The sequence below is a fragment of the Streptococcus sp. GMD1S genome (assembly GCF_000296875.1).
GTDB lineage: Bacteria > Bacillota > Bacilli > Lactobacillales > Streptococcaceae > Streptococcus.
In genome coordinates this window covers 1-14,432 of sequence record NZ_AJQY01000017.1, presented here as the reverse complement: position 1 = coordinate 14,432, position 14,432 = coordinate 1, and the positions used below count along the sequence as shown (strand labels likewise).

Genomic DNA, 14,432 nt, shown 5'->3' with positions numbered 1-14,432 from the left:
AATGAACTCAGGCCCTTTCTTTTTTATGGATGGCTAACAATCAATTCCAAACCTTGCCCTTCTAGGGTCCAAGTTTCAACATCACTTGGTAGGATAAAGTGGCTGCCTTTTTGGATTGGATAGTTTTTCCCGTCAACAGTCAGCTGACCCTGACCAGCCAGGACACTAAATAAGCTGTAGTCAACTGTCTTTTCGAAGTCAACTTTGCCAGTGATTTCCCACTTGTAAACGGCGAAGAAATCATTGGATACAAGGAGAGTGGAACGTAGATCATCTGCTTTGATAGTTACAGGACGGCTATTGGCAGGCTCTCCAATGTTTAAAACATCGATAGATTTTTCAAGGTGAAGTTCACGCAAGTTGCCCTTGTCGTCCTTGCGATCAAAGTCATAAACACGGTAGGTGGTATCGCTAGACTGCTGGGTTTCAAGAATCAAGATACCCGCCCCGATAGCGTGCATGGTACCACTTGGTACATAGAAGAAGTCTCCAGCCTTAACTGGCACTTTTGTCAACAGCGCATCCCAGTTTTTATCTTCGATTTGCTGGCGGAGTTCTTCTTTTGATTTGGCATTATGGCCATAGATAATCTCTGAACCTTCGTCTGCTGCGATGATATACCAGCATTCTGTTTTTCCAAGTTCGCCTTCATGTTCTAATCCATAGGCATCGTCTGGGTGAACTTGGACGCTGAGCCAGTCATTAGCATCGAGAATCTTGGTCAATAGTGGAAACACAGGTTCTGGACGGTTACCAAACAATTCACGGTGTTCTGCATACAAAGTAGCTAGGTCTGTTCCCTCGTAGCGACCATTAGCTACCTTAGAAACACCATTTGGGTGGGCTGAAATAGCCCAGTATTCTCCTATTTTTTCACTCGGGATGTCGTAGCCAAACTCATCACGTAGCTTGGTTCCACCCCAGATTTTTTCTTGCATAACTGATTGTAAAAATAATGGTTCTGACATGTCGATCTCCTGTCTGATTTTTCTCCCCTCATTATAGCAAAAAAAGAGTTCGAATTGAACTCTTTTTTCTATTTTATAAAGTAGGGAGAAGATTTTGTAAAAATAGTAACGAAACAATCTCTTACTTGATGGAGGAACCCCTAAAGCAGCAATCAGAAAGCTCGCTGTCAACGGCTATTCTCCTCAACTCTCATTAGACTTTCTTTACTTGAGAATCTATTTTTATGTACAAAAAAGACTGAAACCAGTCTTCTTTTTAAATCAAAGCTGTGATAGCCGTTACCAGACCAAAAATGATACCTGGCGCATTAGCAGCCGCAAGGGGAATATCTCTTTCTTTCTTGAAAAGACCGTAGTAAACCCAGAGACTACAGTTGATGGCTGCAACCAAGGGCTGGATAAAGTTCCCTTTTTGACCAGCCAGGTTGTTCATAATTTGCGGGAAGTAAGAGACGTACATCATAACAGACATGAAGGTCGCTACCCAACCCAAAACTTTCATTTGTTTTTCAGACATTTTCAAAACCTCTTTCATTTTTATGAATCATATTTTATAATCTTTTTTCAAAACAATCAAGTCTTTAAAACTTTTGTTATAAAGATATAAACTATCACAATCTTGTTATAAGAAAGAGGGAACAGAAAAAAGACCGAATTGCTCCGTTCTGTTTACTCAATCAAATATTAGAAAATGAATACTCCTTTTCAATGAATCGATTGATTGATGGTAAATAAGCCGTTAGAAATTATTGACAGTATCGAAATTTTCTAGTAAAATGAATTTTGTTAATACCTAAATGGTGTGTAGTTTTCTATCAACATAGTCAGGAGAAAAGGAACTTATGCTAAAAAAATTTAATGAATTGTCACTGAAAGATAAGGCTTATCTAATTGGCGGTTTGAGCTTATTAGTCATTGTGATCTCATTTGGTCTACTCAATCGTCAAACAGTAACTGTCAGTCTTGTCTTTACACAACTATCTGCTCCCTTGATTTTGGTGATTTTTACTTGTCTAGTAATCGGGATCATTGCTGGTAGTGCTATTGGTATTAGCTATCACCATAACAAGACTCAAGATCTGAGAAGCCGCATTGCTGAAGCAGAAGCGACTATCAATATAAAAGACAGGGAGCTTGTCCAGTACGAGGAACAGGTGCAACAATTAAAACAGGAAGCCAAACAATAAGTGTAGAAATCATAACCACCCGTGAAAACGGGTGGTTTTTTGTCTCGCACCTAACGGAGCGAGACGGACTGAAAGTCGCATAAATACAAAAAAGATCGAATTGCTCCGATCTTTTTAAGTTTCACTCCAAGAATGTTTAGATAAAAAATTTGATAATAGAATTACCTACTTCATACGATAAAAATCAATCACTAGACCAGCAGGCCCTTTAACTAATAAGGACTCTGTTCCCCAATCGGTTACAGTTGGTCCGTTTAAAACCTGGATACCAAGTTCTTTCAACCGTTGGTAATTCTGGTCTACATCCTCAACCTCGATATGAAGAATGATTCCTGACTGAAAATCTTCCAAAGGAATCAAATGATTTTGGGACAACATCAGACAGTGACTGCCAATCGTAAACTGAGCAAAACTGTCATCAACATAATCGGGCTTTTTATCCAAAATACGCTCCAAGTCAGCACAGACTTGGGGAACATCTGAAACGATAATATCTAATTGATTTAAATTCATTTACTATCCTCCATAAAAAGACCGGATTGCTCCGATCTTTTTAAGTTCCACGAAGGAATTATTTAATTGCGCGTGATTGCAATCCTTCTTCTTCCAAGAAGAGGCGGAATGGTACGAGTTCTTCTGCTTCGTATTTTTCCTTGAAGTCTTTGATTGCTTCTTCTGAGTGAAGTTTTGGATCCAATTCAAGTACTTCTACTGGAAGTGGACGGTGTGGAGTGATGCGAGCATCGATCACAACAGTTTTACCTTCTTTGTTGAGTTTAACAGCTTCTGCAACAACTGCATCGATGTCTTCGATACGGTCAACTGTAAATCCTACAGCACCTTGAGCTTCAGCGATTTTCGCATAGTCAGCATTAGGGAAGTCACAACCAAACAAGTGTTTGTTTGTGTCTTCGTATTTGTCCTTGATGAAGGCATATTTACCATTTGAGAAGACAACGTTGATAACTGGAAGGTCGTATTGAACGTTTGTGATAACGTCTGGGTAGCACATGTTGAATGCACCGTCACCCATGATGTTCCATACTTGGCGATCTGGATTGTCTTTCTTAGCAGCGATACCACCAGGAAGGGCAATACCCATTGTCGCAAAGAGTGGAGATGTACGCCACATGTTCTTAGGTGTCATGTGAAGGTGACGAGTAGATGTTTGAGTAGTGTCACCTACGTCGATTGAGTAGATAGCGTCTTGATCAGCATGTTTGTTGATTGCATTGTAAACTTGATACAATTGCAATTCACCCTCAGTTTTACCTTCGATTTTGTTCATGTAATCACGCCAGTTTTGGTTGTTCTTAACGTTTGCACGCCACCATGGAGTAGATTCAACTGGGTTCACTTTGTCAAGGATAGCTTTAGCTGCTTGACCTGCATCACCAAGGATTGAAGCGTCTAGGGCATGACGTTTACCAAGTTTGTAAGGGTCGATATCCACTTGGATGAATTTTTCAGTGTTCTTGAAGGCTTCGTAAACTTCAGCAAATGGGAAGTTTGAACCAAGGAAAAGAACTGTGTCTGCTTCGAAGACCACTTCGTTGGCTGGTTTCCAACCAACACGGTAAGCAGAACCTGTCAAACCTTCGTAGTTCCATTCAAAGGCTTCAAAGTTTTTACCAGTTGTGATGATTGGTGCTTTGATTTTACGTGACAATTCAGTAATCACTTCACCTGCTTTAACACCACCGTAACCAGCATAGATAACTGGACGTTCAGCATTGTTCAAGATTTCAACAGCTTTGTCGATTTCAACTTCGTTCAAGGCAGGAGCGATGAATGAACGTTCGTATGAACCTGAACCGTAGTATGAGTTTTCGTCGATTTCTTGGAAACCGAAGTTTACTGGGATTTCAACAACAGCTGGACCTTTTTTAGAAACTGCAGCACGGCAAGCTTCGTCGATTACTTTTGGCAATTGCTCAGCGTAAGCGACACGTTTGTTGTAAACAGCGATACCGTTGTACATTGGGTTTTGGTTCAATTCTTGGAAGGCATCCATGTTGAGTTCGTTAACTGGACGTGATCCAAGGATAGCAAGGAATGGAGTGTTATCCATAGCTGCATCGTAAACACCGTTAATCAAGTGAGTCGCACCTGGACCACCTGAACCAACTGCAACCCCGATTGAGCCGCCGAATTTAGCTTGCATAACCGCTGCAAGAGCACCTGTTTCTTCGTGGCGAACTTGCAAGAAGCGGATATCTTTGTCTTCAGCTAAAGCGTCCATCAATGAGCTGAGTGTTCCTGATGGGATACCGTAGATTGTGTCTACGCCCCATGTTTTCAATACGTTGAGCATTGCTGCAGATGCAGTAATTTTCCCTTGAGTCATAATGATAACTCTCCTTCAAATATTTTTAAAATTTGATGAATCCATTTTCATATACTAATTGGAAACGTTTCAGCAAATTTTTACTCTACTACTTTACCACATTTGTTTTGGGTCTCCTAAGAATGTGCTCAGAAGTTTTTATTCTCTATTACAGTACAGTTTGAAAACGTTTTATGTAACTGTTTTATAATAAAAAGCGAGCAAGCTCGCTTTTAGTCTATTTTACTAAAGTTTAGCATGAGTGAACTGGTTAATACAGATACAGAACTAAAGGCCATGGCTAGACCAGCCAGTTCTGGATTGAGAACGAGACCAATTCCTGAAAAGACTCCTGCTGCAATCGGAATTCCGGCGACATTGTAGATAAAGGCCCAGAAAAGATTGAGAAGAATTCGATTGAAGGTTTTCTTGCTCATGTCAAAGGCACGAACCACTCCTAGGAGGTTATTAGTTGTCAACACCAAATCTGCTGACTCGATGGCAATATCTGTTCCAGCTCCCATAGCAATCCCCACATCTGCTACGCTGAGGGCAGGAGCGTCATTGATACCATCACCAACAAAGGCTACTTTTCCAGCTGATTGTAGTTTATGGATTTCATGGGCTTTTTCTTCTGGCAAGACACCTGCAATAACCTCCTCAATGCCGATCTGACCTGCAATAGCTCGCGCCACTCCAGCATTATCTCCTGTCAGCATAACTGTTTGGAGGCCACGTTTTTTCAGCTGACTGATGGCGAGCTTGGCATTATCCTTGGGAATATCTTGCAGAGCAAGCAAGCCTTTAATTTCATTGTCAACAGCCAAGAACACAACTGTCTTAGCTTCTTTTTCTAGTTCTTCTAGTTTTTCTTGATAAATGCTAGAAATATCCATGCCATCCAGCATTTTAGCATTTCCAAGCAAAACTTGTTTTCCATTGATTTGCCCTGAAACACCTTTTCCGTGTAGGGCTTGGAAATTTTCTACAGGTTGAAGTTCAAGTCCTGCTTCAGTCGCTCGCTTGACAATAGATTGAGCCAATGGGTGTTGAGAGGCTTCTTCCAAAGAGGCGGCTAAGCCAAGTACTTCTGTCTCGTCGCCAATGATATCAGTGACCACTGGTTTTCCTTCTGTCAAAGTCCCTGTCTTATCAAAGACGAGAGTTTGGACTTTCTGGATTTCCTGTAAGACGGTTCCATTTTTGAGGAGAACGCCCATCTTGGCGCTCCGTCCTGTTCCCACCATGAGAGCCGTTGGTGTTGCGAGACCTAGGGCACAAGGGCAGGCGATAATCAAAACTGCCACCCCATAAAGAAGAGAAGACACAAAGCTAGCCTCAAGCAAGACAAACCAAATCCAAAAAGTTAGAATCGCTAAAATGACAACTGCTGGGACAAAAATCCCTGAAATTTTATCCGTCAAATCTTGAATTGGCGCTCGGCTGGTCTGAGCTTTCTTCACAAAGTCTACAATCTGTGCCAAGACAGTCTCTGAACCAACTTTTTCTGCCCTAAAAACAAGCGTTCCGCTGTTATTGATGGTGGAGCCAATGACAGTATCTCCAACTGTTTTATCCACTGGCAGGCTCTCACCTGTCACCATAGATTCATCAATGCTGGACACGCCTTCGACTACAACACCATCAACCGCAATCTTTTCACCAGGACGTACTCGAATCAGATCACCTACCTTTACTTGCTCCAAGGGGACTTGAACATAGTTATCCTCACGCAAGACTTCTGCAGTTTTAGCCTGCAAGTCAAGTAATTTCTCCACAGCTTGGGAAGTATTTTTCCGCATTTTCTCCTCAAAAACGGCTCCCATAAGAACGAAGAAGAAGATAAATGCAGCACTTTCAAAGTAAACGGGGAGACCAGCGAAGAGGGCAACTAAGCTATAGAAATAGGCCACTAGGGTTCCCAGAGCAACCAAGGTATCCATGTTGGCATTGTGCTTTTTAAAACTAGCCCAAGCACTTTGGATATAAGGGCCACCTGCTACTAGCATAATCGGTGTTGTGGCTAAAAAAGTTCCCCAACGCATGACTTGGTGACTAATTCCTCCTGTCGACATACCAATCATGAGAATCACAAGAGGCACAGTAAAGATACTAGTAATCCAAAAACGCTGTAAAAGTGATAGAGATTTTCGAGTCTTCTCAACTACGGTATAACTCCCCTTTTGCATCTTCATACCACAAGAAAATTCATGTTGACCTAATTCTTGAGGTGTAAAACGAATGACTTTCTCCTCATCTACGCCGATTGGTTCCAAAATGCCTTCTTCTTCAAACAGAATTTCCTTGTAACAGTTTGAAGGAGTTGCTCGATGAAAGGTAATCTCAGCTGGAATCCCTTTTTGAAGCTGAATATGGGCTGGATGATAGCCTTTGTCTGCCGTGATACGGATTTTTTGAACGCCATTTTCAAGACTTGCTTTTACAATTTCAGTCATATCATTCTCCTATTCTACAATCATCTTGCCGTGCATCATATTCATGCCACAAGAGAAACCATACTCTCCAGCCTGCACAGGCGTGATTTCCACTACATACTCTTCACCCATTGGCAGGTCCGCATGTACACCAAAATCTGGAAAGACAATCTGATCCAAACAAGGTGAAGGGTCCTTACGGTCAAAGACGATACGGGCTGGCACTGATTTCTTAAGAATAATCAACTCAGGCGTATAGCCCCCTTTGACTTCCACTCGAATCTCTTGGTAACCCTTTTTTTGCTGGGCCTTTTGTCCAGATTTTTCAGGCTTTTTGAAAAACCAAAACAAGATAAACGCGATAAGGGTAATACAAATAATGGTTACAATACTATTTAACATGGCGTCTCCTTTACATACAATTACATTTTACTTCAGTAACTGCGCTAGCTTTTTTCTCAGAAATCACAGCTTCTAAGTCTTCCAAGTCAGCCAAAGTGAAATCACATTCCACAATCAAATCAGCCAACAAGTTCTTCATCCTACGAGAACAAACCTTGTCTTTGATATCTTGGACAAGCAAGTCTCGACTTTGATCCAGAGTCAAAAGGGCTGAATAAACAAAGGACTTGCCCTCTTTTTTCCTAGTCAGGCACCCTTTCTCTACTAAACGAGCCAAAAGAGTCTGAATGGTCGACTTGGACCAGTCAAACCGCTCTGCCAGAACCCTAATCAAATCCGTGCTGGTCTGTTCCCCCTGCATCCAAATAATCTTCATGACCTGCCATTCTGCATCTGAAATCTGCATAATCACACCTCCTAAATCTACATTTGTCGATTACAGTTGTTAGTATACTCCGAAAATCTACATTTGTCAACTATAATTTTTATTATTTTTTCGAAAAATAGAATTTTAAGTACATAACGAGAGATTTGCAGTCAAATTTTACTATATAAACTATAAAAATATGCTATACTGAAGAAAAAAGAAAACAACCACTAGGGGTGCGTAAAGCTGAGATTAACGACTGTTAGATCCCTTTGACTCAATCTAGGTAATGCTAGCTGATGGAAGTGGAAATGATGATGAGGACTATCTGGTCTTCTATTTCCTTCCTGAAATAGACTAGCTTGTTCTTAAGAATACAAACTTCAGTTGGTTGGGAGGTTTTAGATGACTTATTTACCCGTTGCTCTAACCATTGCTGGAACTGACCCTAGTGGCGGTGCTGGCATTATGGCTGATTTGAAGTCATTCCAAGCGAGAGATGTCTATGGAATGGCCGTTGTGACCAGCCTTGTCGCTCAAAATACCAGAGGCGTTCAATTAATCGAGCACGTCTCCAACCAAATGTTGGAAGCTCAATTGGAGAGTGTCTTTTCGGATATCAAGCCCCAGGCTGTAAAAACTGGTATGTTGGCAACTACTGAAATCATGGAGATTATCCAACCCTATCTTAAAAAACTGGACTGCCCCTACGTGCTTGACCCTGTTATGGTCGCAACAAGCGGTGATACTCTGATAGATACTAGTGCGAGAAGCTACCTAAAAACAAACCTGCTTCCCCTTGCTACCATCATCACCCCCAATCTTCCTGAGGCAGAAGAAATTGTTGGTTTCTCAATTCATAATCCAGAAGACATGCAACGTGCCGGTCGCCTGATTTTAAAAGAATTTGGTCCTCAGTCTGTGGTAATCAAAGGTGGCCATCTCGAAGGCGGTGCTAAGGATTTCCTCTTTACCAAAGAGGAACAATTTGTCTGGGAAAGTCCAAGAATTCAAACTTGTCACACCCATGGTACTGGATGTACCTTTGCTGCTGTGATTACGGCTGAACTAGCCAAGGGGAAAACCCTTTATCAGGCTGTCGATAAGGCCAAGGCCTTTATCACAAAAGCCATCCAAGACGCCCCTCAACTCGGTCATGGTTCTGGACCAGTCAACCATACAAGCTTTAAAGATTAAGAAAAAACTCTCTAGTTCCCGCTTTAAGGGAATTAGAGAGTTTTTGATTAGGAAATCATGTCATCTAGCTTTGTTAAAAAAGCTTGCGTTTTTGCTTCTATATCTTCTGCCTGCATCAAATCCCTGACGACTGCTACTCCAGCTATACCAGTTTCAGCAAGTTGGTCAATATTCTCTGACGTCAATCCTCCGATAGCAACTACTGGAATGGCGACCGTTTGGCAAATGGTTTTCAAGGTTGAAATCAGGGTGATAGGTGCATTTTCTTTGGTAATTGTCGGGAAAATAGCTCCTGTCCCCAAGTAATCCGCACCCGATGTTTCTGCTTCCAGGGCTCTTTTAACTGTTTTAGCAGTGACACCGAGGATTTTTTCAGGACCCAAGACTTTGCGGGCAACCGAAACTGGTAGTTCATCGTCGCCAATATGCAAACCTGCAGCATCGACTGCAAGACAGATATCCAACCGATCATCGATAATTAAGGGGACTTGGTAGGCGTCTGTTATTTCCTTGACTTGTTTTGCCAGCTGATAGTATTGGTTGGTGGTGAGATTTTTTTCTCGTAGTTGGATGATGGTAACACCTGAACGGCAGGCCGCCTCGACTTTTTCAAGAAAATTTTCCAAGGAATCTTGGTAGCGATTGGTTACTAGATACAGTTTAAGTACTTTTCTATTCATAAAAGTCTCCTTTGATGGCTTCTAGCCAATTTTCGTCTCTCTTTAGGAGAGAGAGCTGATTGAGAGTTTGAAAGCGGAAATCTTCCAATCCCATTCCTTGAACAAGTATTCTCTCAGCAGAGATATTGAGATAAGAAACTGCTAGGCAAGAAGCTTCAAAGGCAGTCTTTCCTTGGCTGAGAAAAACGGCTGTCAAGGCTCCAACCAGGTCTCCTGTCCCTGTTATCCAGTCTAATTCGTCACAGCCATTTCCCAATATTGCAACCTGATTCTCCGAAACAATGAGGTCCTTGGGGCCAGTGACTAAGAAAGACATACCAGGATAAAGCTGACACCAGTCTTTCAAGACTTGAAGCAGTTCCTCAGTTTCTTGATCTTTAGTACTAGCATCAACTCCAACTCCGTGGTGCTTTAAACCAACAAGACTTCGGATTTCCGACATATTTCCTTTAAGGACTGTGGGCTTGTATTCTAAAAGATCTCTGACTAAGGTCTTACGAACGGATGACGCTGATACACCAACCGCATCTACTACCATTGGGAGAGAAGCTTGGTTTGCATAAGTAGCTGCCATACGGATTGCTTTCTCCTTCTCGGCTGACAAATGCCCCAGATTGATGAAGAGAGCCTGACTTTGCTTAGTAAAATCAAGAACCTCACGAGGGTCATCTGCCATGACAGGTTTGCATCCCAGAGCCAAAATACCATTAGCCAGCATCTCACAAGAAATCTCATTGGTGATGCAGTGAATTAAGGAACTGGTTGCTAGAGGGAAAGGATTTGTCAATTTCTGCATCAGTCTATCCTTTCACTGAAAAAATATCCTTGCACTTTTTTAAAGAATTCCTGCTTGATTAAAAATCGAAAGGCAATAAAGGAAATCGCTGTACCAATCAAGGTTGCTCCGAAAAATCGAGGAGTGTAGATAAACCAACTGAGCTTGGCCGCAGATCCCGTAAAGAGAACCATAACAGGATAGGAAACAATAGAACCAATAATACCTGTTCCCAAGATTTCTCCTAGAGCAGAATAGTGAAATTTTCGACCATACTTATAAAAGAGACCTGCAAGGAGGGCTCCGAAAGTTGCTCCTGTAAGAGCTAAAGGTGGAATCCCTTGAGTTGTCATACGGATAAAGGCTGTGGCTGTAGCCATGATCAAGGCATAAACAGGTCCCATCAAGATCCCTGCTAGGATGTTGACTACACTGGACATTGGTGCCATTCCTTCAATTCGAAAGATGGGTGTAAGTACTACGTCAAGAGCAATCATCATGGATAAAATGGTTAATTTGTGAACTTGTAGTTGGTGGTTTCTCATTTTCTATTTCTTCTCTTTTTCTAAGGACTGCAAATCACTCGTCCAGGTTTGATGTTGGTAAGCCATCTCCCAAAACTTGGCTTCCATGTGGACACTTCGGTGGAAGGCCTCTAGCATTTTTTGTTTGTCCGTCTCGTCGCTTTCTCGATAGAGCTGATTAACCAGCGCTTCTTCCTCTTTAATCTGCTGTTCTAACTCATCGGTGATATAGGTTTCAATCCACTGTTGATAAAGAGGATTCGGGGATGGTTTGCGATTAAGTGCCTTGCCCAAATCATGGTATAACCAAGGACATGGAAGCAAACTAGCAAAAGCAATGCCCAAGTTTTGCTCTGCAAACTGGCGATAAATATGAGAAATGTAATGATAACAGGTTGGAGCGATTGGATGTTGCTCCATTTCCTGGTCGCTGATTCCTAATTCCATGAAAAATTGTTGGCGGATAAACAACTCACCCTCCACTAGACTCTGGGCATTTTGTTTCAAGAGTCTTTTCATTTCCTCGTTTGAAGTCTTATCAGCCAAGAGGTGATAGGCTTCTGAAAAAGACTTCAGGTAATAAGCATCCTGAATTAAATAATAGCGGAAAATAGAAGGTTCTAAATTTCCCTCTTGTAATTGTAAAATAAAGGGATGATGAAAAGAAGCCTGCCAAGCTTCCTTGGATAATTCCATCGCAATATCTGTAAATTCCATAATAACTCCTTTATAGAAATAAACTGGTTTGAAGCAATAAAAAGAACAGCAGGTAGATTAATTTTGTTTTTTTAGAAATATAAAAAGTCCGATAGCGATTCTCCAACTGTGCATGCTCATCATATCCATGTGCAGACAAAGCTCTCAGGTAAAGATGGCGCCACCTAAAAACCGTCATCAGAACCTTACTGTAAATCAGGGGAGACCAAACATGCAGTTCTTGACCACGCAATAAGCAAGCTTCTTTGAGGGACTTGATCTCCTGCTGAATAAGGGGAAAGGAATTAAATACCACAATCAAGGCATAAGCCCAAGACCGTGATAACCCCTTTTGAGCTAAGTACAAAAGAAGCTCTTTTAGGGAAATAGAGGAAACAAAGACAAGACCGATACAAACCGTCACAAAAGCCCTCGTTCCAAGTATCACTGCCTGCGAAGCATCCCCATGTAACTGGACTGCCCAGTAGTTAGCAAAGGATGGCAAAATGGCGAGCACAAGCATCCAAGCCAACATTTTAAATCGACGGTGATAGAGCAAAAAGAGTATGCAAAATGCGACTACAGAAAGATTAAGAGCAATCGAAGGAATGAAGGATGTTTCCAAGGATAAAATTAGAAAGAAGAGGCTGATAACTGGTGTCTTGGTTGCTACTTTGATCATACTACCTCACCTCCCCTAGAGTATCATTGTTCAGAAATGGGAGAGGTTTGCTGATGGTCACGTCTTGGAGATGACTGAGCCCCTCACTAGTCATCTCAATCCAATAATCAACCACAGAGATCAAGGGATCTAAACGATGGCTAATAATCAAAAAACTTCTTCCTTGATTGCTCTCCTCCAACATCCACTGACAAAAGTAGTCGCAGGCTCTATCATCCAAACCTGCAAAAGGTTCATCTAGCAAGATCACAGAAGCCTTGCTGGTCAAGATGGTCAAAAGCTGAAGAATCTTTTGTTGGCCACCACTTAATTGATAGGGACTCTTCTCAAGCGCCTGCTCCAGATTAAAATATCGTAAAGCTTGGACAATCCGCTGATTTCTTTCCGAGTCTGGACTATCTAATTGCAGTTCCTCTCTCAGACTGACTCGGATAAACTGCTTCTCAGCTTCCTGAACAACACCGGTCAGATCACGATACAAACTCTTTTTCTTTTTCAGGACTTTCCCCTTCCAAGTAATTCGCCCCTTATACTTTTGAAATTGAAGAATAGAGCGAAAGAGGGTTGATTTCCCGACACCATTGTCACCCAAGATACAGGAAATTCCTTGGTAGATAGTAAAATCCGCAAGCGAAAAGAGGGGGCGATGATCCAGCTCACAAGTCACACGATCCAAATGGAATAGTTCTGAACTAGAAGCAACTTCCTTTGAAGCAACCTGTGTCATCTCAGAGTAAGGGATTTGAAACACCTCCCTTAACTGGCCGTCTCTTAGCTCCACCATATGGTCGATATAGACTTCATAGTCTGATAAATCATGGTCGCACAGGATGACTGTCTTCCCATCAAGAACCAACTCTTTTAGAATCTCCAATATCTCGATTCTGCTCTTGCGGTCAATGGAAGCAAAGGGCTCATCCAAGAGATAGACCCTAGGATTCATGGCAAAGAGGACAGCTAGCGCAGCCTTTTGCTTTTCCCCACCTGATAGGTGATGAATGGGACGGTGCAAGATTGGCTCGCAACGACATTGCCGAACCACCTCTGCTATTTTAGAATCAATCTCTTGAACAGGATGGCCGATATTCTCCAAGGTAAAAATCAATTCCTCAAACAAGTTCTCCATAGTAAATTGATGATTGGGATTTTGAAAGAGAATGCCAACTGTCTGGACACGTTCGACGATAGAAAGCTGACTGACTTCGCTCCCATCTATCAGGACTTGACCACTATAGGGAAGAGAACTGACTTGGGCAATGACTTGAAAGAGGCTGGATTTTCCTGAACCACTGCTCCCAACTAACAAGGTAAAGGCTTGCGCATGAAAAGTAAAATCAATTGGCTCTGAGAAGATTGGGGACTGAATCTCCCGTAATTTCAAGCCCATCTATGCCTTTCCTCCAGCTGCAAACTGATGATAGAGTTTGACAATGGCACGAACCAAGATGGTACAGAAGAAAAAGACGGAAATAAAACGCACCACCAGCAAGGAAAGGACAAAAGGAAGGGAGAAGGCATAGTAACCTAATTTAATGTATTCATAGACAAAGCTAAAAAGAGTAATCCCAATACTATTAGCAGTTAGAGAGAGCCAACTTTCATAACGATTCTTGGTCACAATAAAACCAAATTCACTTCCCAACCCTTGAACCAAGCCGGACAAAAGAGCACCTAGACCGAATTGGCTACCATAAAGGACTTCAGCAAGCGCAGCGAGCACTTCTCCAATCGTTGCGCTTCCAATTCTTGGAACAAAGATAGCCGCAATGGGCGCAGCCATACACCAGAGACCAAAAAGGATCTCATTGGCAAAGGCCTGCAAACCAAGAGGGGCCAAGATCAGAGTGAGGATATCAAACAGATAGCCTGAACCCACAAAAACGCCACCAAAAAAGATAGACAAGAAAGCAAGTAAGATAACATCTTTTAACTGCCATTTTTTCAACATAAAAAACTCCTTTTTTAAAGAAAAGTGGGGCATTCAAGGTGAGCTACCAAAAGGCTTGCCGTCAAGCCTATCCTCTTTTGATAAACAAAAAAACTCCAATTACAAAAGAGAATTAGAGTTTACCTTACAAGATTAGACAGTTCTTTTCAACATACGAAAAAAACCTTTTCACATTTCCCTTCGCCAGTATTAACTGTATCAGGTTCAATGGGTATCATCTCAGCCTAAGGCACCCCAAATGTCTT

Annotated in this window: 16 protein-coding genes and 2 riboswitches; of the genes, 2 read left to right on the top strand and 14 right to left on the bottom strand. The window is 41.9% G+C overall.

Translation table 11 applies throughout. From position 1 onward, the window contains the following. Positions 1-23: 23 nt before the first annotated feature. The gene (gene manA / locus GMD1S_RS03790; protein ID WP_001294305.1) at positions 24-968 is read right to left on the bottom strand and encodes a mannose-6-phosphate isomerase, class I; all 945 of its coding nucleotides are present in this window, start codon (positions 966-968) and stop codon (positions 24-26) included. Positions 969-1,224: 256 nt separating this feature from the next. Further along, positions 1,225-1,485 (bottom strand): SemiSWEET family transporter, encoded by a 261-nt coding sequence (locus GMD1S_RS03785; protein ID WP_001291475.1) that lies wholly within the window; start codon positions 1,483-1,485, stop codon positions 1,225-1,227. 325 nt (positions 1,486-1,810) lie between these two features. Here GMD1S_RS03785 and GMD1S_RS03780 point away from each other — a divergent pair, with 325 nt between their 5' ends. After that, positions 1,811-2,155 carry a lipopolysaccharide assembly protein LapA domain-containing protein gene (locus GMD1S_RS03780; protein WP_000913393.1) on the top strand — a complete coding sequence of 115 codons (345 nt, stop codon included), beginning with the start codon at positions 1,811-1,813 and terminating at the stop codon, positions 2,153-2,155. 165 nt (positions 2,156-2,320) lie between these two features. Here GMD1S_RS03780 and GMD1S_RS03775 read toward each other — a convergent pair whose 3' ends face one another. The 5 genes from GMD1S_RS03775 to GMD1S_RS03755 all read right to left on the bottom strand — a co-directional run bounded on the left by GMD1S_RS03775 (position 2,321) and on the right by GMD1S_RS03755 (position 7,724). Beyond that, positions 2,321-2,668 (bottom strand): VOC family protein, encoded by a 348-nt coding sequence (locus GMD1S_RS03775; protein WP_001052638.1) that lies wholly within the window; start codon positions 2,666-2,668, stop codon positions 2,321-2,323. 58 nt (positions 2,669-2,726) lie between these two features. After that, positions 2,727-4,502 carry a pyruvate oxidase gene (spxB, locus tag GMD1S_RS03770; protein WP_000191804.1) on the bottom strand — a complete coding sequence of 592 codons (1,776 nt, stop codon included), beginning with the start codon at positions 4,500-4,502 and terminating at the stop codon, positions 2,727-2,729. Positions 4,503-4,714: 212 nt separating this feature from the next. Then, positions 4,715-6,937, bottom strand: a complete 2,223-nt coding sequence (locus tag GMD1S_RS03765) for a heavy metal translocating P-type ATPase (protein ID WP_000136330.1) — start codon at positions 6,935-6,937, stop codon at positions 4,715-4,717. A 9-nt stretch (positions 6,938-6,946) separates the two neighbouring features. Next, a complete protein-coding gene (locus GMD1S_RS03760; RefSeq protein ID WP_000935071.1) occupies positions 6,947-7,318 on the bottom strand; it encodes a cupredoxin domain-containing protein in 372 nt (123 codons plus the stop codon). A gap of 10 nt (positions 7,319-7,328) precedes the next feature. After that, a complete protein-coding gene (locus GMD1S_RS03755; protein WP_001167210.1) occupies positions 7,329-7,724 on the bottom strand; it encodes a CopY/TcrY family copper transport repressor in 396 nt (131 codons plus the stop codon). 183 nt (positions 7,725-7,907) lie between these two features. Then, a riboswitch (TPP riboswitch) is annotated at positions 7,908-8,006 on the top strand. A gap of 84 nt (positions 8,007-8,090) precedes the next feature. Between GMD1S_RS03755 and thiD the strand changes: the two genes are divergently transcribed. Next, on the top strand, positions 8,091-8,882 hold the full coding sequence (gene thiD, locus GMD1S_RS03750; protein ID WP_000221726.1) for a bifunctional hydroxymethylpyrimidine kinase/phosphomethylpyrimidine kinase: 792 nt from the start codon (positions 8,091-8,093) through the stop codon (positions 8,880-8,882). Positions 8,883-8,929: 47 nt separating this feature from the next. On the opposite strand, the gene thiE is transcribed toward thiD, so the two are convergent. Genes thiE through GMD1S_RS03715 form a run of 7 tightly spaced genes read right to left on the bottom strand, consistent with a single transcriptional unit; the run spans position 8,930 to position 14,187 of the window. Next, on the bottom strand, positions 8,930-9,562 hold the full coding sequence (gene thiE, locus GMD1S_RS03745; RefSeq protein ID WP_001080689.1) for a thiamine phosphate synthase: 633 nt from the start codon (positions 9,560-9,562) through the stop codon (positions 8,930-8,932). Continuing rightward, positions 9,555-10,358: a hydroxyethylthiazole kinase gene (locus tag GMD1S_RS03740; RefSeq protein ID WP_001170979.1), complete on the bottom strand. Its 804-nt coding sequence runs from the start codon at positions 10,356-10,358 to the stop codon at positions 9,555-9,557. Before GMD1S_RS03740 ends, thiE begins: the two co-directional genes overlap by 8 nt. Beyond that, on the bottom strand, positions 10,358-10,882 hold the full coding sequence (gene thiW / locus GMD1S_RS03735; protein WP_001244054.1) for an energy coupling factor transporter S component ThiW: 525 nt from the start codon (positions 10,880-10,882) through the stop codon (positions 10,358-10,360). Before thiW ends, GMD1S_RS03740 begins: the two co-directional genes overlap by 1 nt. A gap of 3 nt (positions 10,883-10,885) precedes the next feature. Further along, entirely contained in the window at positions 10,886-11,578 is a 693-nt protein-coding gene (gene tenA, locus GMD1S_RS03730; protein WP_000397188.1) for a thiaminase II, read from the bottom strand. Positions 11,579-11,588: 10 nt separating this feature from the next. Continuing rightward, positions 11,589-12,239 (bottom strand): energy-coupling factor transporter transmembrane component T, encoded by a 651-nt coding sequence (locus GMD1S_RS03725; RefSeq protein WP_000598424.1) that lies wholly within the window; start codon positions 12,237-12,239, stop codon positions 11,589-11,591. Between the two features lies 1 nt (position 12,240). Continuing rightward, positions 12,241-13,626 (bottom strand): ATP-binding cassette domain-containing protein, encoded by a 1,386-nt coding sequence (locus GMD1S_RS03720; RefSeq protein WP_000523384.1) that lies wholly within the window; start codon positions 13,624-13,626, stop codon positions 12,241-12,243. Then, positions 13,627-14,187: an ECF transporter S component gene (locus GMD1S_RS03715; protein WP_000915263.1), complete on the bottom strand. Its 561-nt coding sequence runs from the start codon at positions 14,185-14,187 to the stop codon at positions 13,627-13,629. Positions 14,188-14,345: 158 nt separating this feature from the next. Continuing rightward, positions 14,346-14,432: riboswitch (TPP riboswitch) on the bottom strand. This riboswitch is flagged as partial in the annotation.

Excerpts from the sequence above, each read along its gene's own strand:
- GMD1S_RS03755 (WP_001167210.1), bottom strand. The coding sequence starts at position 7,724 with ATGCAGATTTCAGATGCAGAATGGCAGGTCATGAAGATTATTTGGATG.
- GMD1S_RS03725 (WP_000598424.1), bottom strand. The coding sequence starts at position 12,239 with ATGATCAAAGTAGCAACCAAGACACCAGTTATCAGCCTCTTCTTTCTA.
- thiE (WP_001080689.1), bottom strand. The coding sequence starts at position 9,562 with ATGAATAGAAAAGTACTTAAACTGTATCTAGTAACCAATCGCTACCAA.
- GMD1S_RS03765 (WP_000136330.1), bottom strand. The coding sequence starts at position 6,937 with ATGACTGAAATTGTAAAAGCAAGTCTTGAAAATGGCGTTCAAAAAATC.
- thiW (WP_001244054.1), bottom strand. The coding sequence starts at position 10,882 with ATGAGAAACCACCAACTACAAGTTCACAAATTAACCATTTTATCCATG.
- GMD1S_RS03780 (WP_000913393.1), top strand. The coding sequence starts at position 1,811 with ATGCTAAAAAAATTTAATGAATTGTCACTGAAAGATAAGGCTTATCTA.
- manA (WP_001294305.1), bottom strand. The coding sequence starts at position 968 with ATGTCAGAACCATTATTTTTACAATCAGTTATGCAAGAAAAAATCTGG.
- GMD1S_RS03740 (WP_001170979.1), bottom strand. The coding sequence starts at position 10,358 with ATGCAGAAATTGACAAATCCTTTCCCTCTAGCAACCAGTTCCTTAATT.
- thiD (WP_000221726.1), top strand. The coding sequence starts at position 8,091 with ATGACTTATTTACCCGTTGCTCTAACCATTGCTGGAACTGACCCTAGT.
- GMD1S_RS03785 (WP_001291475.1), bottom strand. The coding sequence starts at position 1,485 with ATGTCTGAAAAACAAATGAAAGTTTTGGGTTGGGTAGCGACCTTCATG.
- spxB (WP_000191804.1), bottom strand. The coding sequence starts at position 4,502 with ATGACTCAAGGGAAAATTACTGCATCTGCAGCAATGCTCAACGTATTG.
- GMD1S_RS03715 (WP_000915263.1), bottom strand. The coding sequence starts at position 14,187 with ATGTTGAAAAAATGGCAGTTAAAAGATGTTATCTTACTTGCTTTCTTG.
- GMD1S_RS03760 (WP_000935071.1), bottom strand. The coding sequence starts at position 7,318 with ATGTTAAATAGTATTGTAACCATTATTTGTATTACCCTTATCGCGTTT.
- GMD1S_RS03720 (WP_000523384.1), bottom strand. The coding sequence starts at position 13,626 with ATGGGCTTGAAATTACGGGAGATTCAGTCCCCAATCTTCTCAGAGCCA.
- GMD1S_RS03775 (WP_001052638.1), bottom strand. The coding sequence starts at position 2,668 with ATGAATTTAAATCAATTAGATATTATCGTTTCAGATGTTCCCCAAGTC.
- tenA (WP_000397188.1), bottom strand. The coding sequence starts at position 11,578 with ATGGAATTTACAGATATTGCGATGGAATTATCCAAGGAAGCTTGGCAG.